Source organism: Enterobacter sp. MG-EB028, assembly GCF_056673305.1.
This window is the reverse complement of sequence record NZ_CP195079.1, coordinates 1,405,080-1,430,327: the sequence shown is the minus strand read 5'-3', so window position 1 is coordinate 1,430,327 and position 25,248 is coordinate 1,405,080. Positions and strand designations below refer to the sequence as shown.

At 54.3% G+C, this 25,248-nt stretch carries 21 protein-coding genes and 1 pseudogene; 2 read left to right on the top strand and 20 right to left on the bottom strand.

All coding sequences use genetic code 11. The features are described from left to right. Window positions 1–6: 6 nt before the first annotated feature. The 9 genes from tolB to cydA all read right to left on the bottom strand — a co-directional run bounded on the left by tolB (window position 7) and on the right by cydA (window position 7,531). Window positions 7–1,299 (bottom strand): Tol-Pal system beta propeller repeat protein TolB, encoded by a 1,293-nt coding sequence (gene tolB / locus ACR42C_RS06720; RefSeq protein WP_116343916.1) that lies wholly within the window; start codon window positions 1,297–1,299, stop codon window positions 7–9. A gap of 134 nt (window positions 1,300–1,433) precedes the next feature. Then, a complete protein-coding gene (gene tolA / locus ACR42C_RS06715) occupies window positions 1,434–2,687 on the bottom strand; it encodes a cell envelope integrity protein TolA (protein ID WP_116343915.1) in 1,254 nt (417 codons plus the stop codon). A gap of 28 nt (window positions 2,688–2,715) precedes the next feature. After that, the gene (tolR, locus tag ACR42C_RS06710) at window positions 2,716–3,144 is read right to left on the bottom strand and encodes a colicin uptake protein TolR (RefSeq protein ID WP_003858589.1); all 429 of its coding nucleotides are present in this window, start codon (window positions 3,142–3,144) and stop codon (window positions 2,716–2,718) included. Window positions 3,145–3,147: 3 nt separating this feature from the next. Continuing rightward, on the bottom strand, window positions 3,148–3,840 hold the full coding sequence (tolQ, locus tag ACR42C_RS06705; RefSeq protein ID WP_008501101.1) for a Tol-Pal system protein TolQ: 693 nt from the start codon (window positions 3,838–3,840) through the stop codon (window positions 3,148–3,150). Continuing rightward, on the bottom strand, window positions 3,837–4,241 hold the full coding sequence (gene ybgC / locus ACR42C_RS06700) for a tol-pal system-associated acyl-CoA thioesterase (RefSeq protein ID WP_003858593.1): 405 nt from the start codon (window positions 4,239–4,241) through the stop codon (window positions 3,837–3,839). Before ybgC ends, tolQ begins: the two co-directional genes overlap by 4 nt. Before the next feature lie 148 nt (window positions 4,242–4,389). Beyond that, window positions 4,390–4,680, bottom strand: coding sequence for a cyd operon protein YbgE (gene ybgE, locus ACR42C_RS06695; RefSeq protein ID WP_008501100.1), 291 nt, complete (start codon window positions 4,678–4,680; stop codon window positions 4,390–4,392). Beyond that, window positions 4,680–4,793 carry a cytochrome bd-I oxidase subunit CydX gene (cydX, locus tag ACR42C_RS06690; RefSeq protein WP_003858598.1) on the bottom strand — a complete coding sequence of 38 codons (114 nt, stop codon included), beginning with the start codon at window positions 4,791–4,793 and terminating at the stop codon, window positions 4,680–4,682. Before cydX ends, ybgE begins: the two co-directional genes overlap by 1 nt. 14 nt (window positions 4,794–4,807) lie before the next feature. Then, window positions 4,808–5,947 (bottom strand): cytochrome d ubiquinol oxidase subunit II, encoded by a 1,140-nt coding sequence (gene cydB / locus ACR42C_RS06685; RefSeq protein ID WP_028012386.1) that lies wholly within the window; start codon window positions 5,945–5,947, stop codon window positions 4,808–4,810. 15 nt (window positions 5,948–5,962) lie between these two features. Then, window positions 5,963–7,531 carry a cytochrome ubiquinol oxidase subunit I gene (gene cydA, locus ACR42C_RS06680; protein ID WP_116343914.1) on the bottom strand — a complete coding sequence of 523 codons (1,569 nt, stop codon included), beginning with the start codon at window positions 7,529–7,531 and terminating at the stop codon, window positions 5,963–5,965. 980 nt (window positions 7,532–8,511) lie between these two features. Between cydA and ACR42C_RS06675 the strand changes: the two genes are divergently transcribed. Next, a complete protein-coding gene (locus ACR42C_RS06675) occupies window positions 8,512–9,528 on the top strand; it encodes a phosphatidylinositol-specific phospholipase C (protein WP_479984912.1) in 1,017 nt (338 codons plus the stop codon). Between the two features lie 43 nt (window positions 9,529–9,571). On the opposite strand, the pseudogene ACR42C_RS06670 reads toward ACR42C_RS06675, so the two are convergent. From ACR42C_RS06670 to mngA, 3 genes and pseudogenes are all read right to left on the bottom strand, one after another. Then, a pseudogene (locus tag ACR42C_RS06670) lies at window positions 9,572–9,764 on the bottom strand (succinate--CoA ligase subunit alpha); the annotation flags it as partial. A 252-nt stretch (window positions 9,765–10,016) separates the two neighbouring features. Further along, window positions 10,017–12,647, bottom strand: coding sequence for a mannosylglycerate hydrolase (gene mngB / locus ACR42C_RS06665; RefSeq protein ID WP_479984911.1), 2,631 nt, complete (start codon window positions 12,645–12,647; stop codon window positions 10,017–10,019). 24 nt (window positions 12,648–12,671) lie between these two features. After that, a complete protein-coding gene (gene mngA / locus ACR42C_RS06660; protein ID WP_166710461.1) occupies window positions 12,672–14,588 on the bottom strand; it encodes a PTS 2-O-a-mannosyl-D-glycerate transporter subunit IIABC in 1,917 nt (638 codons plus the stop codon). 171 nt (window positions 14,589–14,759) lie between these two features. Between mngA and ACR42C_RS06655 the strand changes: the two genes are divergently transcribed. Further along, window positions 14,760–15,476, top strand: a complete 717-nt coding sequence (locus ACR42C_RS06655) for a GntR family transcriptional regulator (protein WP_302218911.1) — start codon at window positions 14,760–14,762, stop codon at window positions 15,474–15,476. A gap of 82 nt (window positions 15,477–15,558) precedes the next feature. On the opposite strand, the gene sucD is transcribed toward ACR42C_RS06655, so the two are convergent. The 8 genes from sucD to sdhC all read right to left on the bottom strand — a co-directional run bounded on the left by sucD (window position 15,559) and on the right by sdhC (window position 25,233). After that, window positions 15,559–16,428 (bottom strand): succinate--CoA ligase subunit alpha, encoded by an 870-nt coding sequence (gene sucD, locus ACR42C_RS06650; RefSeq protein ID WP_008501094.1) that lies wholly within the window; start codon window positions 16,426–16,428, stop codon window positions 15,559–15,561. Beyond that, window positions 16,428–17,594: an ADP-forming succinate--CoA ligase subunit beta gene (gene sucC / locus ACR42C_RS06645; protein WP_420300276.1), complete on the bottom strand. Its 1,167-nt coding sequence runs from the start codon at window positions 17,592–17,594 to the stop codon at window positions 16,428–16,430. The genes sucD and sucC overlap by 1 nt, the downstream gene beginning before the upstream one ends. Before the next feature lie 83 nt (window positions 17,595–17,677). Next, window positions 17,678–18,898 carry a 2-oxoglutarate dehydrogenase complex dihydrolipoyllysine-residue succinyltransferase gene (odhB, locus tag ACR42C_RS06640; protein ID WP_008501093.1) on the bottom strand — a complete coding sequence of 407 codons (1,221 nt, stop codon included), beginning with the start codon at window positions 18,896–18,898 and terminating at the stop codon, window positions 17,678–17,680. Window positions 18,899–18,912: 14 nt separating this feature from the next. Next, entirely contained in the window at window positions 18,913–21,720 is a 2,808-nt protein-coding gene (gene sucA / locus ACR42C_RS06635) for a 2-oxoglutarate dehydrogenase E1 component (RefSeq protein ID WP_116343910.1), read from the bottom strand. A gap of 269 nt (window positions 21,721–21,989) precedes the next feature. Then, entirely contained in the window at window positions 21,990–22,706 is a 717-nt protein-coding gene (gene sdhB / locus ACR42C_RS06630) for a succinate dehydrogenase iron-sulfur subunit SdhB (RefSeq protein WP_008501090.1), read from the bottom strand. 15 nt (window positions 22,707–22,721) lie between these two features. Then, a complete protein-coding gene (sdhA, locus tag ACR42C_RS06625; protein ID WP_024908800.1) occupies window positions 22,722–24,488 on the bottom strand; it encodes a succinate dehydrogenase flavoprotein subunit in 1,767 nt (588 codons plus the stop codon). Further along, the gene (gene sdhD / locus ACR42C_RS06620; protein WP_296269967.1) at window positions 24,488–24,835 is read right to left on the bottom strand and encodes a succinate dehydrogenase membrane anchor subunit; all 348 of its coding nucleotides are present in this window, start codon (window positions 24,833–24,835) and stop codon (window positions 24,488–24,490) included. The genes sdhA and sdhD overlap by 1 nt, the downstream gene beginning before the upstream one ends. Then, entirely contained in the window at window positions 24,829–25,233 is a 405-nt protein-coding gene (sdhC, locus tag ACR42C_RS06615) for a succinate dehydrogenase cytochrome b556 subunit (protein ID WP_020684965.1), read from the bottom strand. The genes sdhD and sdhC overlap by 7 nt, the downstream gene beginning before the upstream one ends. Between the last annotated feature and the right edge of the window lie 15 nt (window positions 25,234–25,248).

Below are 25,248 nucleotides of genomic sequence, written 5' to 3'. Positions count from 1 at the left end.
TATTATTTACAGATACGGCGACCAGGCAGGTGATTTTACCTGTCCATCAGTAGCCGGAATACGCGCTTTGAAACGCCCATCTGTAGAAACCAGATTCAGCACAGATCCCATCCCCTGAGAAGAGCTGTAGATTACCATAGTGCCGTTAGGTGCCAGACTTGGCGTTTCATCCAGGAACGTTGACGACAGAACTTGAACGCCACCCGCTACCAGATCTTGTTTGGCAATGTGCTGCTGCCCACCATTGGAGCTGACCATTACCATGAATTTACCGTCGCTGCTCACGTCTGCGTTCTGGTTCTGAGAACCTTCCCAGGTAATACGCTGCGGAGCGCCGCCGTTGATGTTCACTTTATAGATTTGTGGACGGCCGGCCTGGTCAGAGGTAAACGCCAGGTTTTGACTGTCCGGGAACCATGATGGTTCGGTGTTGTTGCTGCGACCATCGGTCACCTGACGGATCTGGCCGGAGCCAATGTCCATCACGTACAGGTTAAGGCTACCGGTTTTAGACAGCGCAAACGCCAGTTTAGACCCATCCGGAGAGAAGGAAGGCGCACCGTTGTGACGTGGGAACGACGCAACCTGACGAACCGCACCGTTAGCCAGCGTCTGGATAACCAGCGCAGAACGACCGCTCTCAAAGGTAACATACGCCAGTTTAGACCCGTCCGGAGACCAGGCTGGAGACATCAGCGGCTGTGAAGAGCGTTTTACCAGGAACTGGTTGTAACCGTCGTAGTCAGAGACGCGCAGCTCGTACGGGAACTGACCACCATTGGTCTGCACCACATAAGCAATACGGGTACGGAACGCACCTTTAATGCCGGTCAGTTTTTCGAATACCGCATCGCTGGCCGCGTGTGCCGCGTAGCGCAGGTACTGTTTCGTGACCTTGTAAGAGTTCTGTGCCAGAACGGTACCCGGTGCACCGCCGGTATCCACCAGCTGCCAGGCCACGTTGTATGAGCCGTCCGGGTTAGGGGTAACCTGACCCACAACCACCGCATCAATACCCAGCGCAGACCATGCAGCAGGCTGTACTTCCTGCGCACTACCCGGCTGCTGAGGCAGACGAGAACGATCTAACGGGTTGAATTTACCGCTGTTACGCAGGTCAGCCGCCACGATGCCGCCAGCATCTTCAGGTGCAGCGCCAGGACCGGCCCACTGGAACGGAACAACACCGATTGGGCGTGCCGAGTCCACCCCCTGGGTGATCTCGATACGTACTTCTGCGTGCAGGACTGCTGCCCACAGCATTAAAAAACCAAATGCTACACGTAATGCCTGCTTCATCATATCTCCCTTATCCGGGTAACCTTACCCACGATAATTTAGCAGAATGTTAACAAACTCAAATAGACAAAACTACCAGAACCCTGTGACTAAACCTGGTCTATTTTTCCCCGTTTGCACGGGGAAAATGTAACTTAAGGTTTGAAGTCCAGCGGTGCATTTTTGAAGACTTCGTAGACTGCCTGCGAAGGCGGTTTAGGCATCTTCGCCTGACGCGCTGCAGCCAGAGCCGCAGTACATAAAGCCGGGTCGCCACCTTCAGACTTAATGTCAAGCAGCATGCCGTCCGGAGCCAGTTTTATACGCAGCGTACACGTTTTACCGGTATAGGAAGACGCGTCATAGAACCGGCTTTCAATCGCCGATTTAATCTGCGCGGCATAGCCGTTGATTTCGGCCCCTGTCGCACCGTTACTCTTAGTGTTACCACTTCCGGTCGGCGCTGCGTTGTTTCCTTTCGCCCCACCGCCCGTTTTCGGTGCATTCTTACCGGAGCTTAAATCCCCCAGCAGATCGTCAACCCCTGCGGCAGCAGCGGCTTTTTCAGCGGCAGCAGCCTTTTTCGCAGCCGCTTTTTCAGCAGCAGCTTTCTTATCGGCAGCGGCCTTCTCAGCTGCAGCTTTTTTATCTGCAGCGGCTTTTTCCGCGGCGGCAGCTTTTTCTGCAGCAGCCTTTTCGGCAGCAGCAGCTTTCTTCGCAGCCTCGGCAGCCGCTTTCTTCTCTGCTTCCTGAGCGGCTTTTTTCGCGGCTTCGGCTTCAGCTTTCTTCTGAGCATCAGCTGCGGCTTTCTTCGCAGCTTCCGCTTCGGCTTTTTTCTGAGCATCCGCAGCGGCTTTCTTCGCCGCTTCCGCTTCAGCTTTTTTCTGAGCATCCGCAGCCGCTTTCTTCGCCGCTTCTGCCGCTAATTTCGCCTGGGCATCAGCCTGCGCTTTAGCATCTGCTGCGGCTTTGGCAGCCGCCTCTTCCGCCTGCTTTTGCTGTTCCTGCGCTTTCTTCGCGGCCTCTTCGGCTTGCTTCTGCTGTTCCGCCTGCGCTTTCGCTGCTTCCTGCGCCTGCAAACGTTCTTTCTCAAGCTGCTTCAAACGCTCCTGCTCGGCGGCCTGCTTTTCACGCAGCTCTTCCGCCTGCTGTTGCGCCTGTTTTTCACGCTGCTCTTCAGCCCGTTTGGCACTCGCCTTCTGCTGTTGTTCGCGATTATAGTTCTGCACTACCGCACCGGGATCCACCATTACGGCGTCAATGGAAGATCCTCCACCGCCGCCTGCTGATGCATCAATATGCTCGTCGAACGAACTCCAGATCAGCGCTGCAAAAAGAATAACGTGCAGCACTGCGGAGACGATTATCGCTCGCTTAAGCTTGTCGTTCTGTTCGGTTGCCTTTGACACTATCGGTTCCCAAAAACTACGCGGATGATCAAATAGGTTGAGTCATTAAGCCAACTGACTTAACACCCGCACTATGTAGCAAGTTCAGCGCTTTAATAATTTCATCGTAGGGTACGTCTTTCGCGCCACCGATTAAGAAGACCGTTTTCGGATTTGACTCGAGGCGACGCTGCGCCTCAGCAATCACCTGCTCGGGTGGAAGCTGATCCATGCGATCTTTTTCTACCACCACGCTGTACTGCCCTACGCCGGAAACTTCAATGATGACCGGAGGATCGTCATTGGTGCTCACCGCCTGTGATTCTGTCGCATCCGGAAGATCCACCTCCACGCTCTGGGTAATGATTGGCGCTGTTGCCATGAAGATCAGCAGCAGTACCAACAGGACGTCCAGCAGTGGAACGATATTGATTTCGGACTTGAGCTCGCGACGACCTCGTCCACGCGATCTGGCCATGGTTTACCCCTTGTTGCTCTCGGTGCTGGTAAACGCCTGACGGTGCAGAATCGCGGTGAACTCTTCCATAAAGTTGTCGTAGTTCAGTTCCAGTTTGTTCACGCGCTGGTTCAGACGGTTGTAAGCCATAACCGCCGGGATAGCCGCAAACAGACCGATAGCGGTCGCAATCAGTGCTTCAGCGATACCCGGTGCAACCATCTGCAACGTCGCCTGCTTCACCGCGCCAAGCGCGATAAAGGCGTGCATGATCCCCCACACGGTACCAAACAGACCGATATACGGGCTGATGGAGCCGACAGTGCCGAGGAAAGGAATGTGCGTTTCAAGATTTTCCAGCTCACGGTTCATAGAGATACGCATCGCACGCGAGGCGCCTTCCACGACCGCTTCCGGCGCATGATTGTTTGCACGATGCAGACGAGCAAACTCTTTGAATCCGCTATAGAAAATTTGTTCGGAGCCGGTCAGGTTTTCACGGCGTCCCTGGCTCTCCTGATACAGACGAGAAAGCTCAATACCCGACCAGAACTTATCTTCAAACGCTTCCGCTTCACGGCCAGCAGCATTGAGGATACGCGTTCTCTGGATGATGATGGCCCAGGATGCGATTGAAAAACCAATCAAAATCAACATGATAAGTTTAACCAGAAGGCTTGCCTTCAGGAACAAATCAAGGATATTCATGTCAGTCACTGCTTAAACTCCGCGACAATAGACTTAGGAAGCGCACGAGGCTTCATTATGGTTGGATCAACACAAACAATCAGTACTTCAGCTGAGTTCAGTACGGTGTTCTCTGCGTTGACTATCCGCTGCGTGAATACCAGTGAGGTCCCGCGCATTGATGTAATTTCAGTTTGGACTTCGAGCATATCGTCGAGTCTGGCAGGCGCAAAATACTCAAGCGTCATCTTGCGTACCACGAAGGCAACTCGCTCAGCCAACAGCACCTGTTGACTAAAGTGATGATGGCGCAGCATCTCTGTGCGTGCCCGTTCATAAAAAGCAACGTAGCTGGCGTGGTAAACCACACCACCGGCATCGGTATCTTCGTAATAGACACGAACCGGCCATCGAAACAGCGTTGTATTCACTTTACATCCCGGTAATGCAATAAAAGTTAATGCTTTTAAACTTCGCTACTATACGCGCGGGAAAGATGGTTTGGAATGGGAGAAAGTAAACGGAGAGTAAATTTTTATGGGCTCGGGTAAGCCCATAACGTTATAGGACGTTTCTTATTCAGAAGAAGAAGAAAATCAATCCGGCGAGAAGGACCAGATCGGCAATGAGCGGGCAGAAAATGCCCTGCCAGTGAACCGCTTTTGGACGAAAGCCCACGCCGTGGATGACCCCGGCACACACCGCCCACATGATGAGGAAGCCGTGCCAGATCTCAAGCTCGCTGGTCTTTGCCGCAAAGCGCGACGGGTCCCAGAAGATACAGCCTGCCAGCAGTAATGCCATCACTAAAGAAAGCGCCCGTAACGGGCGCTTATCCATTACCGCGTAAAGTTTCGCGATAATATTCATCAGTGTTTTTCTTCACCCGCTTTGGTCGCTTCTACGTGCTCAAGCGCCAGGGCAGTAATGACACCAAAAGCACAGGCAAGAAGCGTCCCTAAAATCCATGCGAAATACCACATATTCAGCTCCTTACTTAGTACATAGAGTGGGTGTTGCTTTCGATATGTTCTTTAGTGATACGACCGAACATTTTCCAGTAACACCAGATGGTGTAAGCCAGAACAATCGGAACGAACACGCAAGCAACGTAAGTCATTAAGTTCAGCGTCATATGGCTGGAGGTTGCATCCCACATGGTCAGGCTAGCATTCAGCATGGTGCTGGACGGCATGACGAATGGGAACATGGCAATACCCGCCGTCAGGATGATGCACGCCAGCGTCAGTGAAGAGAACACGAACGCCAGAGCACCTTTCTCCAGACGAGACGTCAGCACGGTCAGCAGGGGCAGCAGTACACCCAGAGCCGGGATCGCCCACAGCGCAGGGGTATTGTTGAAGTTCACCAGCCAGGCACCAGCCTGACGCGCCACTTCTTTGGTCAGCGGGTTAGACGGTGCCGAGTGGTTAATCGCGGACGTCACCACGTAACCATCAATACCGTACACCACCCACACGCCTGCCAGAGCAAAGCAAACCAGCGTCACCAGTGCCGCAACCTGAGCAGTAGCACGAGAGCGCAGGTGCAGTTCACCGACGGTACGCATCTGCAGGTAGGTTGCGCCCTGAGTGATGATCATCGCCACGCTCACCACACCGGCCAGCAGACCAAATGGATTCAGCAGCTGGAAGAAGTTACCGGTGTAGTAAAGACGCATGTATTCGTCGAGGTGGAACGGTACGCCCTGCAGCAGGTTACCGAACGCCACGCCAATCACCAGCGGTGGAACGAAGCTACCGATGAAGATGCCCCAGTCCCACATGTTGCGCCAGCGGGTGTCTTCAATCTTGGAACGGTAGTCGAAACCGACCGGACGGAAGAATAAAGAGGCCAGCACCAGAATCATCGCCACGTAGAAGCCGGAGAACGCAGCCGCGTAGACCATCGGCCAGGCAGCAAACAGCGCGCCGCCTGCGGTGATCAGCCACACCTGGTTACCGTCCCAGTGAGGGGCGATAGAGTTAATCATGATTCGACGCTCGGTGTCATTGCGACCGAGGAAACGGGTGAGCATCCCCACCCCCATGTCGAAACCATCCGTGACGGCGAAACCGATCAGCAGAACGCCAACCAGCAGCCACCAGATAAAACGCAATACTTCATAATCGATCATTTGATGACTCCTGTCTTAGCGTGCCGGCTGAGTAGTCACAGTGGACTGCTCGTAGTGATAGCGACCGGTTTTCAGGCTGCTTGGGCCAAGGCGCGCGAACTTGAACATCAGGAACAGTTCAGCCACCAGGAACAGGGTGTACAGACCACAGATCAGCAGCATGGAGAAGATCAGATCGCCTGCCGTCAGGGAGGAGTTCGCTACTGCCGTTGGCAGCACCTCACCAATCGCCCATGGCTGACGGCCGTATTCTGCTACAAACCAGCCGGACTCAATCGCGATCCACGGCAGTGGAATACCGTACAGCGCGGTACGCAGCAGCCATTTTTTCTCGCCGATGCGGTTGCGAATCACGGACCAGAAGGACGCCGCAATGATCAGCAGCATGATGATGCCGCAGCCCACCATGATACGGAATGCGAAGTACAGTGGCGCAACGCGAGGAATCGAGTCTTTGGTCGCCATCTGAATTTGTGCTTCCGTCGCATCAGAAACGTTCGGGGTATAGCGTTTCAACAGCAGACCGTAACCCAGATCTTTCTTCACGTTGTTAAACTGGTCGCGAACAGCCTGGTCGGTAGAACCGGCACGCAGCTGTTCAAGCAGCGAGTAGGCCTTCATACCGTTACGGATACGCTCTTCGTGCTGAACCATCAGCTCTTTCAGACCCGTTACCTGCTTATCGACAGAACGGGTTGCAATGATACCCAGCGCGTAAGGGATCTGAATGGCGAAGCGGTTTTCCTGTGCGTCCTGATCGGGAATACCGAACAGCGTAAAGGCAGCAGGCGCCGGCTGGGTTTCCCATTCGGCTTCGATAGCGGCCAGTTTGGTTTTCTGCACGTCACCCATTTCGTAACCGGATTCATCACCCAGAACGATAACGGAGAGGATTGCAGCCATACCGAAGCTTGCAGCGATAGCAAAGGAGCGCTTGGCAAACGCGAAGTCACGACCGCGCAGCATATAGTAGGAGCTGATACCCAGCACGAACATCGCGCCGCACACGTAGCCAGATGCCACAGTGTGAACGAATTTAACCTGAGCAACCGGGTTCAGGACCAGCTCGGCAAAGCTGACCATCTCCATGCGCATGGTTTCGAAGTTGAAGTCAGACGCGATCGGGTTCTGCATCCAGCCGTTCGCCACCAGGATCCACAGCGCGGACAGGTTAGAACCTAATGCCACCAGCCAGGTTACGGCCATGTGCTGGACTTTACCCAGACGGTCCCAACCGAAGAAGAACAGACCTACAAAGGTAGATTCGAGGAAGAAGGCCATCAGACCTTCAATGGCCAGCGGCGCACCGAAGATATCCCCTACATAGTGGGAATAGTAAGACCAGTTAGTCCCGAACTGGAACTCCATGGTCAAACCGGTTGCCACGCCCAGCGCAAAGTTGATACCAAACAACTTGCCCCAGAACTTGGTCATATCTTTATAAATCTGTTTGCCGGAGAGGACGTAAACCGTTTCCATGATGGCCAGCAGGAACGCCATACCGAGCGTCAGTGGCACAAACAGAAAGTGGTACATCGCGGTCAAGGCAAACTGTAAGCGCGACAGTTCGACTACGTCTAACATTATGACTCCTTGCTCATCGCATGAAGACTCCGAGAGTGAACCCCGTCAGAGAGAGATCCACACGCATGCCCCAATACAAATTATTCGCATCCTGGTCGTCGTTATTACCCTGGAGAAGGATAAAAACGATAACGATAGGTTACAAATAGGTTAATAAAAAACTCAAATTGATCCCGCAAATATAATACGCTGCAAAACCCTTACAATAAACAGGTTTTTATTGAATCACATTTACGTTTTTCGACGACGATCAACTTATAGCAAAATCACCACATTTCGGCCATTTTGATCGGGAACAATTTAGCGCTTTTCTACTCATTTTTCCAAGAATTAAACATTGATTTAAATCAAAAAAGACCAGTAATGTTAACAAAGTTTAAGTGTGGTGATTTTGGTGAAATCCATGTTAAATACATGTATATACAAAAGTTGTGCAGGTTATCAAAGATGATGCAAATTTAGTTAAAAGTGATTTACCTTAACTACGCGCTCAATATCACCTCATCGCACCCTCTACATTAAAAAACCATCCTGTCGCCCCTCGCACAGATCTCCCTCCCCTCGCGGCCCCCCCTGTTCACGATCTGTAAGCCAGCCAAAGAGGAACATTTTTTCCGTGTTTCACTACCCTTACTGCGAATCGTCTGCTTCCTTCAAGAAATGGGGCAGAAAGGGGCTGATGCTATTATTAGCTTCAAAAAAAAATTGCAGCAAAAAAGCGTGCCGGGCAGGTGAGTGAATTATTTACCCTTCGAATGATTGCGGTGTAATTAGCAGCTTGAGAATAAAAATAACACTATATCAATTAATTTAAATTATATATTTGCACAAATTAACCACAAAACCACGCTTTCCTGCGATTAATAAAAAAACAAAATCATATATTAAGAATTTATTTAGGCCAGCTTATCTTGTGAGAGCATTTCATTACTGAAATAATTATTTTTTAAATTTTTACCCACTCAAAGAGTTATTACCATATGAAATACCTACCTCTGCTCGGTGCTTTATTAATAAGCACGACCGCATTTGCGCATAATGACGATGCCTATAGTCACGATGCGGCAATTATGGATTATACCCAGACCGACTGGATGGCCCGCCTCCCTGGCAACCTTACCCTTTCACGATTGAGTATCCCAGGCACGCATGATTCAGGCTCACGCTACGGTGGAGATGCCATCGCCAACCAGGTCATGACCATTCCTCAGCAGCTTAACGCGGGGATCCGCTATCTGGATATTCGGGTGCGGCACATCGATGATGCTTTTGCTATTCATCACGGCGTGAAATATCAAAATCTTAACTTTGATGACGTAATGAAGTCGGTGACGGCCTTCCTGCAACAGCATCGCGGCGAAACCGTGGTGATGCGACTTCGCGAAGAGTATTCCCCGTCGAATAACACCCGAAGCATCAGCGAAACCATGGATAGCTATATTTCGACGTATCAAAATACGTTCCTGTCGGATTATGGTTACCTTCACGACCCTACGCTTAATCAGGTTCGCGGAAAAGTCTTTATTATTTGGGACAATTTTGAAAGCACCGGCAGTACCCCCGTTGCATCCCGCCGTTTAAATAGTATCGAAATGCAGGATGCCTGGTCCGTAAGTTCAAACTGGGATCTCTACGGTAAATGGGAAAAGGTTAAAAAGTTTATTAATGATAATCAAAATTACGGTGATATCTCGATTAACTATCTGAGCGCGGCGGGGGGATCTTTTCCCTATTTTGTTGCCAGCGGCCACTCCAGCGCAGGCACATCGGCACCGCGCCTCTCAACGGGCCTGACCACGCCGGGATGGAAATATAAGTACCCTGATTTCCCACGGGTTAGCTGTTTTATCCGCATCTGTACGATCGCGTTTGAAGGCACCAACACGCTGACCCGCAACTATCTGAACAATAATTATGTTGAGCGCACAGGGATCATCGCCGCCGATTTCCCGGGCAAAGGGTTAATTCGCGCCATCATCAATAAAAACAACTTCTAAAAAAAGGCCGCTTTTCAGCGGCCAACCATGTCGAAACGACATATTTTATGATGTCGATGAAGTTAGAGCCAGGGATCGGGTCACAGCCGATGCCCACACAGGTGGATTGGCCGATGAATGTGGTCCGGCATGATGCCGATTTTGCATTCGCCAGGGGTGATAACGCCTGGGCAGTTCGGGCCGATCATGTGCACGCCTGCTTCATCCAGCTTCACCTTCACGGTCAGCATATCCAGGATGCGATTGGTTATCGAAGACGAAAAAAATATAAACAGAAGTGATTTTAATTAACGCGAGAGAAAAACGCCCTGCCGAAGCGAGACAAGCAATAAGCGTAGTCGGGCCAGTTTATTTTTCCATTCTGTTTTTGCAACCCTTAGAAATTACATTTGATTTACTTTTATTATCCCGGAAGTTAACACCGAAGCATGACTATTTAATGATAAAAGGCCGCAAACTCTGCGGCCTTTTGATCGTGTCAGCGTTTTTCAGGCAAGAAGAATGCTGAAGGTTCGTGACTGTCCCGGTCTGAATGCCCCGACGATGCCCTCTTCTTCACGATTGTCTATTATCCGTTCATTCATGTCCGTTTCGCAGCACCGTTTCACGGTCGGATCCACGGATAACGTCGCGTCACATGCGCTGGACTCAGAAGGGTTGAACAGACGAAGAATGAGCTCGTCTCGATCTTCAGCCTTTTTGAGCGTACTGAGCACGCATCCCGTTGGCGAAAGCGCCAGCAGACTGTAACTTTCCGGCGTGGTAAACGACGAGCGATTGAGCTTCATCGCGTCCCAGGGAATTTTGTTATAGCACTGCACCGGTGTTAACCACGATTTAGCCTGCTGCGCGACGCCCGCGTTTTCCGGCGTTCCACTGAAGCTGAAGAGGCTAAAGCGACAGCTTAACGAACCGCGCACCTGGGAGTCAGGAACAGGCATTTTGATTCCTGAAGGTCTACCGGGGCGCAACAGCAAATCTTCTTTGCCGAGTAACCCCACGCCGCGAAGCAGGGTCAGGGCAAAGGCTTTTTTATCCTCGCCTACTACTTCAAACTCGCGTAGTCCTTCGGTGAACAGCGCAAGCCCGTTTCGTTTTTCCTGCAGGACGGCATAGTTGAGTAAGTTCCAGACCGGAACCGGCGCTTCTTTCCACCCCTCCTCCTGCCAGTTTTCCATCGCCGCGTCCTGCACCGGACGAGTGAGAGTGCCAAACTGCGTATCCGCTAACACGCCCTGGGTTGTAAACGGCGTTGGGATCAGCACGCGAACGCGGTGGTCGTCAGCCTGATTATCCAGACGCACTGCCACATCAATACGTCTGCTGTGGTGGCTAAGCGTGATTTCAAACTCAGCGCCGAGAGACCCGTTTCGCTGACCCGCCGCGCGTTCGGCCAGATTAGATGGTACCGCGATCTGATGGCGAATCACCGCCCTGCTCTGCCAGCCTTCGTGTATAACCTCGACCTGATGCTCGCCCTGTGCAGAAGTGAGTCTCCACTCTTCCCGCGAAGGCGAGTAGTCGTACTCATCGCCATCATCCGAACTCTCTTCGATTTCCAGCACGCGGTCATAAATCAGCCCGGTTTCTTTGTCGCGCAGGCGCAGCGTACCGTCGTTATTTATATCAATCTGCCAGAAGGCGTTTTCGAGCAAGGATTCGGTGTTTTTCACCGGCGAGAGCACCTTCCCGGCCATGTTTGGTTCGATAAACAGCGTACGGTAGCCCATCGACGGCAGTATCTGGCTGAGCTGAATATCAAACTCCATAAACGGTTCGTAATTACCGTAATGGACAATCTGCCGGTCAATGAGACCAGGGTCGAGCTCGCGCGCGCTGCGAATGAAATACGGGATCTCGTTGCCTTTATCATCCCGCAGACGGAACTGGCTGGCGCGCAGTCGAATCGTGGTATTCATCACCTCTTCACGCGGCCAGGGCATCAGATTGAACATCACCAGCTTGTCGGCGTCGCTTTGCGGCATGTTGTCGACAATCTTGCGCATATAGAAACGCACCAGGTTGTCCGCCATGTCCTCAGCCAGCTCAAAGCGGGAGACAATCTCGCGGTGCACCTTGTCGCTGCAGCAGCAGCCGATGCTGTCGTGAGCGTGGTTTTTGAGGATCTCTTTCCACATCTTCTCCAGCAGGCCGTGGTGGTAATCGAAGCCCAGCGTCCAGGCAAGCGTCGCCAGCGGTTCGAGAATATTGACAATTTTGTTCTCGATACGCGCATGGGCGATTTTAATATCCATGCGCGTGGAGCCGATTGTCCGGTGAACGCGCATATATTTCCCGTCGATAAACTCCCCTTTCAGGGTCGCCAGCTCATCGCGGCGCGCCTCGATATGGTCAAACACCTCCTCAAAACGGCTCATCACAAATTGACGCTGGGGATAGATTTCACGCAGCTTATCCATCACCGCAAAAATGTTCTGCTGCAGCGGCATTTGATCGTGGCCGTTGGGCAGCAAAATCTCTTTGGTGACGGAGGCCTTTTCCAGAACGTCGAAATAGCTATCGAGCCGTTTTCGCAGCCCGGCTTCGTCCTCCGGTAAGTACTTAGCAATCGCGTAGCCCAGCGGCAGCACCTGAGCCGTAACTTCGCTGCCGTCCTGGCTCTGCCAGAGAAACTCGGTTTTATCGGTCCCGTGTCGTTCAGAACAGCCGCGCCAGAACATGGTGCGGGTAATGCCAAATCCGTTATAGATATGCGGAAGCTGGCCGGACATACCAAACGAATCCGGCAGATAACCTATCTTCATCGGCTCGCCGAACGCCATACAGTCCCGGATACCGTACATCAGGTTGCGGACAATCGACTCGCCGCTGACAATAGTGGTATCGGTCTGGGTATACCAGGGGCCAATAATGAGCTTTCCGCGCTCGACTAGCGCCTTCACGCGTGCCCGGTTTTCGGGCACGACGGCAAAATAATCCTCCAGCACCGCCGTCTGGCCATCGAGGACGTAATATTTATATTCATCGTCCTGCTCCAGACGGGTCAGGATCTCTTCCATATTATTGACCAGAAGAATACGTGACTCTTCAGTGGTGAAGTACCACTCACGGTCCCAGTGCATATGCGGCGTGATATGAACGCGAGATACAGCTTTCATCTTCGTTTCCTGTTTTGTGAGTTTTTACGGTATGGCGTCTTCAATGACGTATTTGCCCTTTTTTACCGCCTGGCGTCGCCAGAGCAGCAGAATAAAGGTGGAGATAGCGGTACCCACCAGCGCCGCGCCAAACCAGCCCGCCGCCGCAACCACACCGCTCAACCCGGCATCGTGAAGTAAAAAGAGAGAGAAAATACCGGCCCCCGGGGTGGATAACCCGATCCCCATCGCACCAACAATCGCGCCTGTTACCATGGAGCCGAGCACAAATGAGCCAATGACGCGAAGCGGATCTTCAATCGCCATTGGGATCGCCCCTTCGGTAATGCCCGCCAGGCCGAGCAGCCACGTTGATTTACCGGTTTCAATTTCAAACGGTTTAAAAAACTTCGGCGCCAGCATCGTTGACGCCGTCACGGTAAAGGCCGACACCATTTTGACGGAGGCAAAGATCGCATAGGGACCGTATACCCCGTTAGCCATCGCTCCCAGACAGAACGCGTAAGAGGCTTTGTTGACCGGGCCACCCAAATCGAATGAGCACATAAAGCCGAGGATCGCCCCCAGAAGCAGCGCATTCGCACCGGATAAACCGTTAAGCCAGGCGGTGAGCGTAGTATTAAGCCAGGCCACCGGCTCACCGATCACAAACAGCATCAGGCTGCCCGCACCCAGTACGCCAATAACCGGATAGAGATAAAAGGTTAAAAAACCGTTGAAGCGGCTACTCAGGCGAATGTGATTTTTCACCCAGCGCATCAGGTAACCCGCGATCAGCCCTCCGACGATAGCGCCCAGAAAACCGGAACCGATCATATTGGCTGCAAGCCCGGCCGCAAAGCCCGGCGTCAGCGCGGGTTTATCCGCCAGCGAGTAAGCTGTATAGGCCGCCAGAACGGGTACCATCAGAATGCCGAGCATGCCGCCGCCAAGCTTGCGGTACATCCACAGCCACGAGTTTTCCTGGTCGAACAGGTGCTGCAGGCCCAGAATTTGTGCCAGCAGTACCGACACGGCCAGCACCGTCCCGCCGGCGACGATCAGCGGCACCGCAAAGGAGATACCGCTAAGAAGCGCCTGCTTGAGTTCAGTTTTAACGCTCTTTTTCGTTTCGGGATCGCCATGCACTTGACGTGCATCGGTTGAGGGCTGGAGTGCCAGCGCGCGTTCAATGAGTGCTTCAGCATGGCGCAGAGGTTCCGCAACGGGCACTGAAATGGCGGGGATCCCCTGAAAACGTTCGCTCTCCTTGATCGCCACCTCCGCCGCAAAGATGCAGGCTTTGGCCTCCTGCAGCTGCTGCGCGGTGATGCGTCCCTCAATGCCGTTCGCCCCCTGCTTTTCGACCACTACGTTGACGCCCAGTTTGCGTCCCGCTTTTTCCAGATACTCCGCAGCCATGTAGGTATGGGCGATTCCAGCCGGACAGGCGGTAACGCAGACGATTGTCGGGGCATTTACCGCGACATCGGCCTCTTCCGCATCAGGAGCAGCTTCCAGCGCAGCAAGAACTTCTTCCGCCGTGGAGGCCGCCATCACCCGTGCCCTGAGATCGTCATCCGCCAGGCGAGACGTTAGCTCCGTTAGCACCTGAATATGCGTCGAACCGGCTTGTGCAGGCGGAATAGCGAGCAGAAAAATCAGCTCAACCTTTTCCGGCCCATCAACGCCTTCCCACTCCAGCGGTTCGCTCAGGGTTGCCACGGCAAAAGCCGCTTCCTTCACGGCTGCTGATTTACCGTGAGGCACGGCCAGTCCTTCTCCCAGCGCCGTCGGGCCAAGCGATTCACGCTGGAAAACTTCCGCCAGAAAGGCATCGGCGTCCGCTATTTTGCCCAGCGTAACCAGCCGCGCTGCAAGCTGACGGATTGCCTCATCACGGCCAGTAAACTGCGCCTGAACGCAGACAGCACGCGGATCGGTCAGAGTCGTCAGGTTCATAAAGATCCTCACCTATAAAAAGTTATTGTCTGGGAAGGATTCTGGCAGACTTAATAATACATTTATGTGATCATTTTCACTAACCATCAAATTTGTATTTGAGTTGTATTATTTACAAATTATTAGTTGAATGCATAATGCCCTAAAAAGGTATTAAGCAGGCGCGATGAAATGGGCAATAAACCAATGTACCGGCAGATAGCCGATGCGTTCCGCGAGAAAATTAATGCCGGGGAATTAAAACCCGGGGACGCACTCCCGACGGAGTCCAGCCTTCAGGAGGCTTTTAGCGTCAGCCGTGTCACCGTACGGCAGGCTCTGAAGCTGCTCGCCGATGAGCAGATCGTCGAAAGCATTCAGGGCAGCGGCTCGTATGTAAAAGAGGAGCGGGTTAACTACGATATTTACCAGCTCACCGGATTTTACGAAAAGCTGGCGGACCGAAACGTCGATACGCACAGCGACGTCAGGGTCTTCGAAGTGGTGAAAGCCGATGAGATGCTCGCGGCACGGCTGGCGATCAACCCGGACGATAAAGTCTGGCACGTCAAACGAGTCCGCTTTATCAAACAAAAACCGGTGAATCTGGAAGAAACGTGGATGCCGCTGGCGATGTTCCCCGACCTCACCTGGGAAGTGATGGAGAATTCGAAATACCACTACGTTGAGCAGATCAAGAAGCTGGTTATCGATCGCAGCGAGCAGGAGCTGGTGCCGATCATGCCGTCAGAAGAGGCGATTGCCGCGCTGGCGCTCGATCCGGCGAAGCCGATCCTGGAAAAAGTCTCCCGCGGGTTTCTGAAGGACGGACGGGTATTTGAATACAGCCGCAACGTGTTCAATACCGACGATTACAAGTTCACGCTTGTCGCCAAACGCAGGCAATAAAAAAGGCCGCTTTACAGCGGCCAACCATGTCGAAACGGACATTTTATACTTCAACGCCCCCCTTTCGGGGAGCAGAGAGGACTTACTTAATGATGGATTTCAGTGCTTCGCCGATATCCGCCAGGCTGCGAACGGTCTTCACGCCTGCGGCTTCCAGCGCTGCGAATTTCTCATCAGCCGTACCTTTACCACCGGCGATGATCGCGCCTGCGTGACCCATACGCTTGCCTTTCGGCGCGGTCACACCCGCGATGTAGCCCACAACTGGCTTGGTCACGTGTTCTTTGATGTAAGCAGCCGCTTCTTCTTCCGCGCTTCCGCCGATCTCACCGATCATCACGATCGCTTCGGTCTGCGGATCTTCCTGGAACAGCTTCAGGATATCGATGAAGTTAGAGCCCGGGATCGGGTCACCGCCGATGCCCACGCAGGTGGACTGGCCGAAGCCGTAATCGGTGGTCTGCTTAACTGCTTCATAGGTCAGGGTACCGGAACGGGACACGATGCCCACTTTGCCCGGTTTGTGAATGTGGCCCGGCATGATGCCGATTTTGCATTCGCCCGGGGTGATAACGCCAGGGCAGTTCGGGCCGATCATGCGCACGCCAGCTTCGTCCAGCTTCACCTTCACGGTCAGCATATCCAGCGTCGGGATGCCTTCGGTGATGGTGATGATCAGTTTAATGCCTGCGTCGATCGCTTCCAGAATGGAGTCTTTGCAGAACGGAGCCGGAACGTAGATCACGGTCGCGGTTGCGCCCGTCGCTTCTACCGCTTCACGCACGGTGTTGAACACCGGCAGGCCCAGGTGGGTGGTACCGCCTTTACCTGGCGTTACGCCGCCAACCATCTGCGTACCATAGGCAATCGCCTGTTCGGAGTGGAAAGTCCCCTGGCTACCGGTGAAGCCCTGGCAGATAACCTTGGTATCTTTATTAATTAAAACGGACATTATTTCCCCTCCACTGCGGCAACAACCTGCTGAGCTGCATCCGTCAGACTTTTCGCTGCAATAATATTCAGGCCGCTGTCAGCCAGTTTTTTCGCGCCGAGTTCAGCGTTGTTACCTTCCAGACGCACAACTACCGGAACGTTAACGCCCACTTCTTCTACCGCACCGATGATACCGTCTGCGATCAGGTCGCAACGGACGATACCGCCGAAGATGTTCACCAGAACAGCCTTCACGTTGTCGTCGGAGAGAATGATTTTAAACGCTTCGGTTACGCGCTCTTTGGTTGCGCCACCGCCCACGTCGAGGAAGTTTGCTGGCTCACCGCCGTGCAGCTTAACGATGTCCATGGTGCCCATTGCCAGGCCCGCACCGTTAACCATGCAGCCGATGTTACCATCCAGCGCTACGTAGTTCAGTTCCCACTGTGCCGCCTGCGCTTCACGTGGATCTTCCTGAGACTGATCGCGCATTTCGCGCAGATCCGGCTGGCGGAACAGCGCGTTGCCGTCAGCGCCCAGCTTGCCGTCGAGGCAGATCAGATCGCCCTGGGCGGTGATCACCAGCGGGTTGATCTCGATCAGCGCCAGGTCGCGCTCCAGGAAGATGGTCGCCAGGCCCATGAAGATCTTGGTGAACTGCTGAACCAGCTTGCCTTCCAGGCCCAGTTTGAACGCCAGCTCGCGCCCCTGGTAAGGCATTGGGCCCGCCAGAGGATCGATTGCTACTTTGTGGATCAGGTGAGGCGTTTCTTCCGCCACTTTTTCGATTTCCACGCCGCCTTCGGTAGACGCCATGAACACCACGCGACGGGAGCTACGGTCAACAACCGCGCCCAGGTACAGCTCTTTCGCGATATCGGTTGCCGCTTCCACCAGGATCTGGTTGACCGGCTGGCCGTTTGCATCTGTCTGGTAGGTCACCAGACGCTTGCCGAGCCAATGTTCAGCAAACGCACGAATCTCTTCTTTGCTCTTAACAACCTTCACACCGCCCGCTTTACCACGGCCACCAGCGTGAACCTGACATTTAACTACCCACGGGCCGGAACCGATTTTAGATGCGGCTTCTTCTGCTTCACGCGGGGTAGTACAGGCATAACCCACCGGAGCCGGTAAGCCATACCGGGCAAACAGCTGTTTGGCCTGATATTCATGTAAGTTCATGTGTTCTATCCATCCTTCAGGTAATCGTTAGGTCGTGCTTTTATTGGCCCGGCAGCCATACGCCGCCGGGCAAGACTGCAAAACTAGACGTCCAGCAGCAGGCGCGTTGGATCTTCCAGCAGCTCTTTAATCGCCACCAGGAAGCCTACGGACTCGCGGCCGTCGATCAGGCGGTGATCGTAAGAGAGCGCCAGGTACATCATCGGCAGGATCTCAACCTTACCGTCTACCGCCATAGGACGATCTTTAATGGCGTGCATACCCAGGATCGCGCTCTGCGGCGGGTTAATGATCGGGGTAGACATCAGCGAGCCGAATACGCCGCCGTTGGTAATGGTGAAGTTACCGCCGGTCAGGTCGTCTACGGTCAGCTTGCCGTCGCGGCCTTTAACAGCCAGCTCTTTAATGTTTTTCTCAATGTCGGCCATACCCAGGGTATCCACATCACGCAGAACCGGGGTGACCAGGCCACGTGGAGTAGAAACCGCCATGCTGACGTCGAAATAGTTGTGGTAAACCACGTCATCGCCATCGATAGACGCGTTCACTTCCGGGTAGCGTTTCAGCGCTTCAACTACCGCCTTCACGTAGAAGGACATAAAGCCCAGACGGATACCGTGACGTTTTTCAAAGGCGTCACCGTACTGCTTACGCAGGTCCATGATTGGCTTCATGTTCACTTCGTTGAAGGTGGTCAGCATCGCGGTGGAGTTTTTCGCTTCCAGCAGACGCTCGGCCACGCGCTTGCGCAGGCGGGTCATTGGCACGCGTTTTTCGCTGCGTGCGCCCAGAGCAGGCTGTGCTGCTGGTGCTGCCGCAGGGGCTTTCGCTTCTGCCTGAGCAGGCGCTTTCGCCAGGTGCTTGTCGATATCTTCGCGCGTCAGACGACCGCCCACACCGGTGCCTTTAATGGCTGCCGGGTCAAGGCTGTGTTCCGCCAGCAGGCGACGGATCGCCGGGCTGAGGGCATCGTTAGACTGTTCTTCCAGAGAAGCCTGCTGGCGCTGAGCCGGCGTAGAGGCTTTCTCTTCAGACTTGGCGCTGGACTCTTTGCCCGCGCTGTTGCCTTCACGCAGGCGACCCAGGATCTGACGAGAGGTGACGGTGGTACCTTCATCTTCCAGCACCGCGTCCAGAACGCCATCCGCCGAAGCCGGTACTTCCAGTACCACTTTGTCAGTTTCGATTTCTACCAGCACTTCATCGCGCTTAACGGCATCGCCTGGTTTTTTGTGCCAGGTAGCGACGGTCGCATCTGCTACGGATTCAGGCAGGTCGGGAACAAGAATATCTACGCTACTCATTATGTATCCTTTAATTAATCGACGTTCAGCGCGTCATTGACCAGATCTTGTTGCTGCTTCTGGTGAACGGACATATACCCTACCGCCGGAGAGGCGGAGGCCGGGCGACCTGCATAGCGCAGGGCTGACCCAAATGGAATCACTTCACGGAAATGATGCTGGCTGCAGTACCATGCGCCCTGGTTGAGCGGCTCTTCCTGGCACCAGACAAAATCATGTACGTGAGCATACTGTTTCAGCACTTCCTGCATCGCCTGATGCGGGAACGGATAAAGCTGTTCGATACGCACGATGGCGACATCTTTCTGATCGTTCTTACGGCGCTGTTCCAGCAGGTCGTAATAAACCTTACCAGAACACATCACCACGCGCTTCACGGCCTGCGGATCCAGCTCGTCAATTTCACCGATGGCCGGCAGGAAGGTGCCGTTCGCCAGCTCATCCAGGCTGGACACCGCCAGCGGATGACGCAGCAGGGATTTCGGCGACATCACCACCAGTGGACGACGCATACCGCGCAGCGCCTGACGACGCAGCATGTGGTAGACCTGAGCCGGGGTGGACGGCACGCAGACCTGCATGTTCTGCTCGGCGCAAAGCTGCAGATAACGTTCCAGACGCGCGGAGGAGTGCTCCGGACCCTGACCTTCATAACCGTGCGGCAGCAGCATCACCAGGCCACACATACGGCCCCATTTCTGCTCGCCGGAGGAGATGAACTGGTCGATAACCACCTGCGCACCGTTGGCGAAGTCACCGAACTGCGCTTCCCAGATGGTCAGGGTGCGCGGTTCTGCCGTGGCGTAACCGTACTCGAAAGCCAGTACCGCTTCTTCAGACAGCACGGAGTCCCAGACCTTGAACTGGCCCTGACCGTTGTGCACGTGCTGCAGCGGGGTGTAGGTTGAACCGTTAGACTGGTTGTGAACCACCGCATGACGGTGGAAGAAGGTGCCGCGACCCGCATCTTCACCGGACAGACGAACAGGAATGCCTTCGTCAACCAGCGTCGCGTAAGCCAGCGTTTCCGCGCCGCCCCAGTCAAACAGCTTCTCGCCTGCCGCCATGGACTGACGGTCAGCGTAAATTTTCGCCACGCGAGACTGCATCTCGATAGCGTCCGGCACGGTGCTGATGCGTTTAGCCAGCTCCTGCAGGCGCTTCATCTCCACCTTGTTCGGGTAGCTCTCATCCCACTCGTGGTTGAGGTACGGAGACCAGGTAAAGGAGTGCATGTTCATCGGGCGCAGCTCTTTCACTACGCATTCACCCGCGTCCAGCGCGTCGCGGTAGAGGTTGACCATTTCGGTCGCATCTTCCAGCGTCGCCACTTTGTCGCTTTCCAGCTTGTCAGCATAGATTTTGCGCGGGGTCGGGTGTTTTTTGATTTTCTGGTACATCAGCGGCTGGGTTGCACTTGGCTCATCCGCTTCGTTGTGGCCGTGACGGCGGTAGCAGAAGAGGTCAATGAACACATCGCGTTTGAAGGTATTACGGAAGTCCAGCGCCAGGCGGGTAACGAAAGCAACGGCTTCCGGGTCATCCGCGTTAACGTGGAAGATGGGTGCCTGTACCATCTTACCGATGTCGGTGCAGTACGGGGTAGAACGCGCATCCAGCGGGTTAGAAGTAGTAAAGCCCACCTGGTTATTGATCACGATGCGAACGGTACCGCCCACTTCGTAACCACGCGCTTTCGACATGTTCAGGGTTTCCTGAACCACGCCCTGCCCTGTTACCGCCGCATCGCCGTGGATGGTGATTGGCAGCACTTTATTGCTGCTCGGCTCGTCCAGACGATCCAGACGCGCGCGTACGGAACCGATAACCACCGGGCTGACGATTTCCAGGTGCGACGGGTTAAACGCCAGCGCCAGATGAACCAGACCGCCTTCGGTTTCGATATCCGACGAGAAGCCCATATGGTACTTCACGTCGCCGGTGCCGAGGTGTTCTTTATGTTTGCCCGCGAATTCGTCGAACAGGTCCTGCGGTTTTTTACCCAGCACGTTGACCAGCACGTTCAGACGACCGCGGTGCGCCATGCCGAGCACCACTTCACGGGTGCCGCTCTTGCCTGCGTGGCGAATCAGCTCTTTCAGCATCGGCACCAGCGCGTCTCCGCCTTCCAGCGAGAAGCGTTTTGCGCCCGGGAACTTCGCACCCAGATAGCGCTCAAGCCCTTCCGCTGCGGTCAGTTCACTCAGGAAGCGTTTTTTCTCGTCAGCCGAGAAGGTCGCGTGGCCCGCTACGGATTCGATGCGCTGCTGGATCCAGCGTTTCTCTTCGGTAGAGGTAATGTGCATATATTCCGCGCCGATGGAGCCGCAGTAGGTTTGCTTGAGCGCGTCAATCAGATCGCCCAGCTTCATCGTGTCTTTGCCGATGGCAAAGGAACCTACGTTAAAGCTTTCCTGGAAATCGGCCTCGGTCAGATCGTGATACGCCGGATCGAGATCGGCCACACGGTCTTGCTTCCACAGTCCCAGCGGATCGAGATTCGCATGCTGGTGACCGCGGAAGCGATAAGCGTTGATAAGCTGCAGGACTTTAACCTGCTTCGCATTGGTGTCAGGGTCGGAAATCGCAGAAGAGTAACGTGAGGCATCCTTCGCCAGACGACGGAAATAATCACGTGTTTTGGAATGGAATTGATCCGGTTTGACCCCTGTACCAGGCAACTGCTGGAACATGGAACGCCAGTTTGCGTCCACTGAGTCAGGATCGGTTAAGAAGTCTTCATAGAGCTGTTCTATCCAGCTCTGGTTCGCACCAGAGAGGTAAGAAGAGTCCAGCCAGGCTTTCATTGCGCCGTTCTGCATCGTGATCCCTTAAGCATTTTTATGCTTACTTTCGCCGTAGAAACTACCACGCACACCACGTGTACGTGCCGGGGTTCACCTGCGAGCTCTTTTCATTTGGCCCGCGAAGGAACCTTTAGAAACTGTCTTAAGGGTTTCCCCTCACCCCGACCCTCTCCCGTGGGGAGAGGGGGAAGGTCGTCGGCAGTTTTTAAAGATTTCCTGCAATCTATTCCCTCTCCCTTAGGGAGAGGGTTAGGGTGAGGGGAACAGCGCTCCCCTCTCACTACTTACGCACTGCGCTGCAGCAGCATCGACTTAATATGGCCGATGGCGCGCGTCGGGTTCAGCCCCTTCGGACACACACTGACGCAGTTCATGATGCTATGGCAGCGGAATACGCTGAAAGCGTCACTCAGTCCTTCCAGACGGCTATCGGTTTCGGTGTCGCGGCTATCGATCAGGAAGCGATAGGCAGCCAGCAGACCGGCCGGGCCGATAAACTTGTCCGGGTTCCACCAGAACGACGGGCAGGACGTTGAACAACATGCACAAAGAATACACTCGTACAACCCATCGAGTTTTTCACGCTGCTCAGGAGACTGTAAGTGCTCGCGAGCGGGTGGATTTTGCCCATTATTCAATAAGTAAGGCTTAATCTTCTCATATTGTGCATAGAATTGCCCCATGTCTACCACCAAATCACGCACGACCGGCAGGCCTGGCAGAGGACGGATAACAATTTTCTGACCAGGACGCTGCAACGCTGAAATTGGCGTGATGCAGGCCAGGCCATTTTTGCCGTTCATGTTCACCCCGTCAGAGCCACAAACCCCTTCACGGCAGGAGCGGCGGAACGACAGCGTTGGATCTTTTTCTTTCAGCTGGATTAACGCATCCAGCAGCATCATGTCACGGCCTTCTTCCGCTTCCAGGGTGTAATCCTGCATGCGCGGAGCATCATCAACATCCGGGTTATAACGATAAACTGAGAATTCGAGTTTCATTATCCTGTCTCCGCATTAGTAAGTACGAATCTTCGGCGGGAACGCCGGACGCAGTTTCGGTTCCATATTGACGCTACGACGCGTCATGGTTTCCGACTCTGGCAGATACAGGGAATGGCACAGCCAGTTTTCGTCATCACGCTCCGGGAAGTCGAAGCGGCTATGCGCGCCACGGCTTTCGGTACGGAAGTTTGCCGACATCGCCGTCGCGAACGCGGTTTCCATCAGGTTATCCAGCTCCAGGCACTCGACGCGCTGGGTGTTGAACTCGCTGGAGGTGTCGTCCAGACGGGCATTTTTCAGACGCTCGCGGATCGCTTTCAGCTGCTCAAGACCTTTGGCCATCGCGTCGCCTTCGCGGAATACCGAGAAGTTGTGCTGCATGCACTCCTGCAGCGCTTTACGGATTTCAACCGGATCTTCGCCGTTACGGTTACCGTTCCAGCGGTTGAGGCGCTCAAGAGAGGCATCGATTTCGTCGTCAGTTGCGTCACGCAGCGCGCCCTGCTCGGCAATGGATTCCTGCAGATGCAGACCCACCGCACGACCAAACACTACCAGGTCCAGCAGCGAGTTGCCGCCCAGACGGTTTGCGCCGTGTACGGACACGCAGGCAATTTCGCCTACGGCGAACAGACCAGGGATAACCACGTCTTCGCCCTGCTCATTCACGGTAAGCGCCTGACCGGTCACTTTGGTCGGAATACCGCCCATCATGTAGTGGCAGGTTGGGATAACCGGAATCGGCTCTTTCACCGGGTCGACGTGGGCGAAGGTGCGGGACAGTTCCAGGATGCCCGGCAGACGGGATTCCAGCACCTCTTTACCCAGATGGTCGAGCTTCAGCTTCGCGTGTGGACCCCATGGGCCGTCACAACCGCGGCCTTCACGGATTTCGATCATGATGGAACGCGCCACCACGTCACGACCCGCCAGGTCTTTCGCATTCGGGGCATAACGCTCCATGAAGCGCTCGCCGTGTTTGTTCAGCAGGTAGCCACCTTCACCACGGCAGCCTTCTGTTACCAGCACGCCCGCACCGGCGATACCGGTTGGGTGGAACTGCCACATCTCCATATCTTGCACCGGCACGCCCGCGCGGATAGCCATACCGACACCGTCACCGGTGTTGATGTGGGCGTTGGTGGTGGACTGGTAAATACGGCCTGCGCCGCCGGTCGCCAGCACGGTAGCGCGGGCTTTGAAGTAAACCACTTCACCGGTTTCGATGCACAGCGCGGTACAGCCCACGATCGCGCCATCGGCGTTTTTCACCAGATCCAGCGCGTACCACTCGGAGAAGATGGTGGTGTGGTTTTTCAGGTTCTGCTGATACAGGGTGTGCAGCAGCGCGTGGCCGGTACGGTCAGCCGCCGCCGCGGTACGTGCCGCCTGCTCGCCGCCGAAGTTTTTCGACTGGCCGCCAAACGGACGCTGATAGATGGTGCCATTTTCCAGACGGGAGAACGGCAGCCCCATGTGATCCAGCTCCAGAATCGCTTCCGGGCCGGTTTTACACATATATTCGATGGCATCCTGGTCGCCGATATAGTCGGAACCTTTAACCGTATCGTACATGTGCCATTCCCAGTTATCTTCGTGGGAGTTACCCAGCGCAACGGTGATACCGCCCTGCGCAGACACAGTGTGGGAACGGGTCGGGAACACTTTAGAGAGCAGCGCACAGGTCTGGCCGCTCTGGGAAATTTGCAGTGCGGCACGCATACCTGCGCCACCGGCACCAATTACAACAGCATCAAATTCTCTGACTGGCAGTTTCATTACACACCCCACACCACAACGAATCCATAAATAACGTAAACCACCAGTGCAACAACAATGGCCAGCTGCAGCGGGAGGCGAACGCCTAACGGTTTTACGTAATCGGTCAACACCTGCCACATGCCAATCCAGGCATGAATAAGGATGGAGAACAGGGCCAGCAGGGTGAACACTTTGGTGAAGGCGGATCCGAAGAACCCACTCCAGATTTCCCACGTCAGCGTGCCGCTGGTCGCGAAGAAACCGATCATATAGATGATGTAAAGGGTGAGAACGATAGCGGTAGCACGGACCAGAATGAAGTCATGTACGCCGTTGCGTCCTAATGCGGAGGCGTTGCTTACCATACGAGAACTCCTGCGAGAAGTGAAAGCACGACAGTAATCACAAATGAAATGTTTGCGGAGCGTTTCCCGGCTTCGAAGGTCTCTTCGAGATAACCAAAGTCCATCAGCATATGGCGAACACCCACGACGACGTGGTATGCCAGCGCGGTCAGAATGCCCCACATGATGAATTTCACGAAGAAGCTGTTCATGATGGCCGAAGCCTGGAGGAATCCTTCAGGGGAAGAGAGGCTGGTGCCCAGTAACCACAGCAAAATACCGACCGCCACAAACGTAATCACACCAGAAACACGGTGCAGAATGGACGCTATTGCTGTTACGGGGAACCGGATCGTTTTCAGATCCAGATTGACAGGTCTTTGTTTTTTCACATTTCTTATCATGAATAACGCCCACATGCTGTTCTTATTGTT

Excerpts from the sequence above, each read along its gene's own strand:
- odhB (WP_008501093.1), bottom strand. The coding sequence starts at position 18,898 with ATGAGTAGCGTAGATATTCTTGTTCCCGACCTGCCTGAATCCGTAGCA.
- sdhC (WP_020684965.1), bottom strand. The coding sequence starts at position 25,233 with ATGTGGGCGTTATTCATGATAAGAAATGTGAAAAAACAAAGACCTGTC.
- sdhD (WP_296269967.1), bottom strand. The coding sequence starts at position 24,835 with ATGGTAAGCAACGCCTCCGCATTAGGACGCAACGGCGTACATGACTTC.
- tolB (WP_116343916.1), bottom strand. The coding sequence starts at position 1,299 with ATGAAGCAGGCATTACGTGTAGCATTTGGTTTTTTAATGCTGTGGGCA.
- sucD (WP_008501094.1), bottom strand. The coding sequence starts at position 16,428 with ATGTCCGTTTTAATTAATAAAGATACCAAGGTTATCTGCCAGGGCTTC.
- sucC (WP_420300276.1), bottom strand. The coding sequence starts at position 17,594 with ATGAACTTACATGAATATCAGGCCAAACAGCTGTTTGCCCGGTATGGC.
- mngA (WP_166710461.1), bottom strand. The coding sequence starts at position 14,588 with ATGAACCTGACGACTCTGACCGATCCGCGTGCTGTCTGCGTTCAGGCG.
- cydA (WP_116343914.1), bottom strand. The coding sequence starts at position 7,531 with ATGTTAGACGTAGTCGAACTGTCGCGCTTACAGTTTGCCTTGACCGCG.
- sdhA (WP_024908800.1), bottom strand. The coding sequence starts at position 24,488 with ATGAAACTGCCAGTCAGAGAATTTGATGCTGTTGTAATTGGTGCCGGT.
- ybgE (WP_008501100.1), bottom strand. The coding sequence starts at position 4,680 with ATGAATATTATCGCGAAACTTTACGCGGTAATGGATAAGCGCCCGTTA.
- tolR (WP_003858589.1), bottom strand. The coding sequence starts at position 3,144 with ATGGCCAGATCGCGTGGACGAGGTCGTCGCGAGCTCAAGTCCGAAATC.
- cydX (WP_003858598.1), bottom strand. The coding sequence starts at position 4,793 with ATGTGGTATTTCGCATGGATTTTAGGGACGCTTCTTGCCTGTGCTTTT.
- sdhB (WP_008501090.1), bottom strand. The coding sequence starts at position 22,706 with ATGAAACTCGAATTCTCAGTTTATCGTTATAACCCGGATGTTGATGAT.
- ACR42C_RS06655 (WP_302218911.1), top strand. The coding sequence starts at position 14,760 with ATGGGCAATAAACCAATGTACCGGCAGATAGCCGATGCGTTCCGCGAG.
- mngB (WP_479984911.1), bottom strand. The coding sequence starts at position 12,647 with ATGAAAGCTGTATCTCGCGTTCATATCACGCCGCATATGCACTGGGAC.
- cydB (WP_028012386.1), bottom strand. The coding sequence starts at position 5,947 with ATGATCGATTATGAAGTATTGCGTTTTATCTGGTGGCTGCTGGTTGGC.
- ACR42C_RS06675 (WP_479984912.1), top strand. The coding sequence starts at position 8,512 with ATGAAATACCTACCTCTGCTCGGTGCTTTATTAATAAGCACGACCGCA.
- sucA (WP_116343910.1), bottom strand. The coding sequence starts at position 21,720 with ATGCAGAACGGCGCAATGAAAGCCTGGCTGGACTCTTCTTACCTCTCT.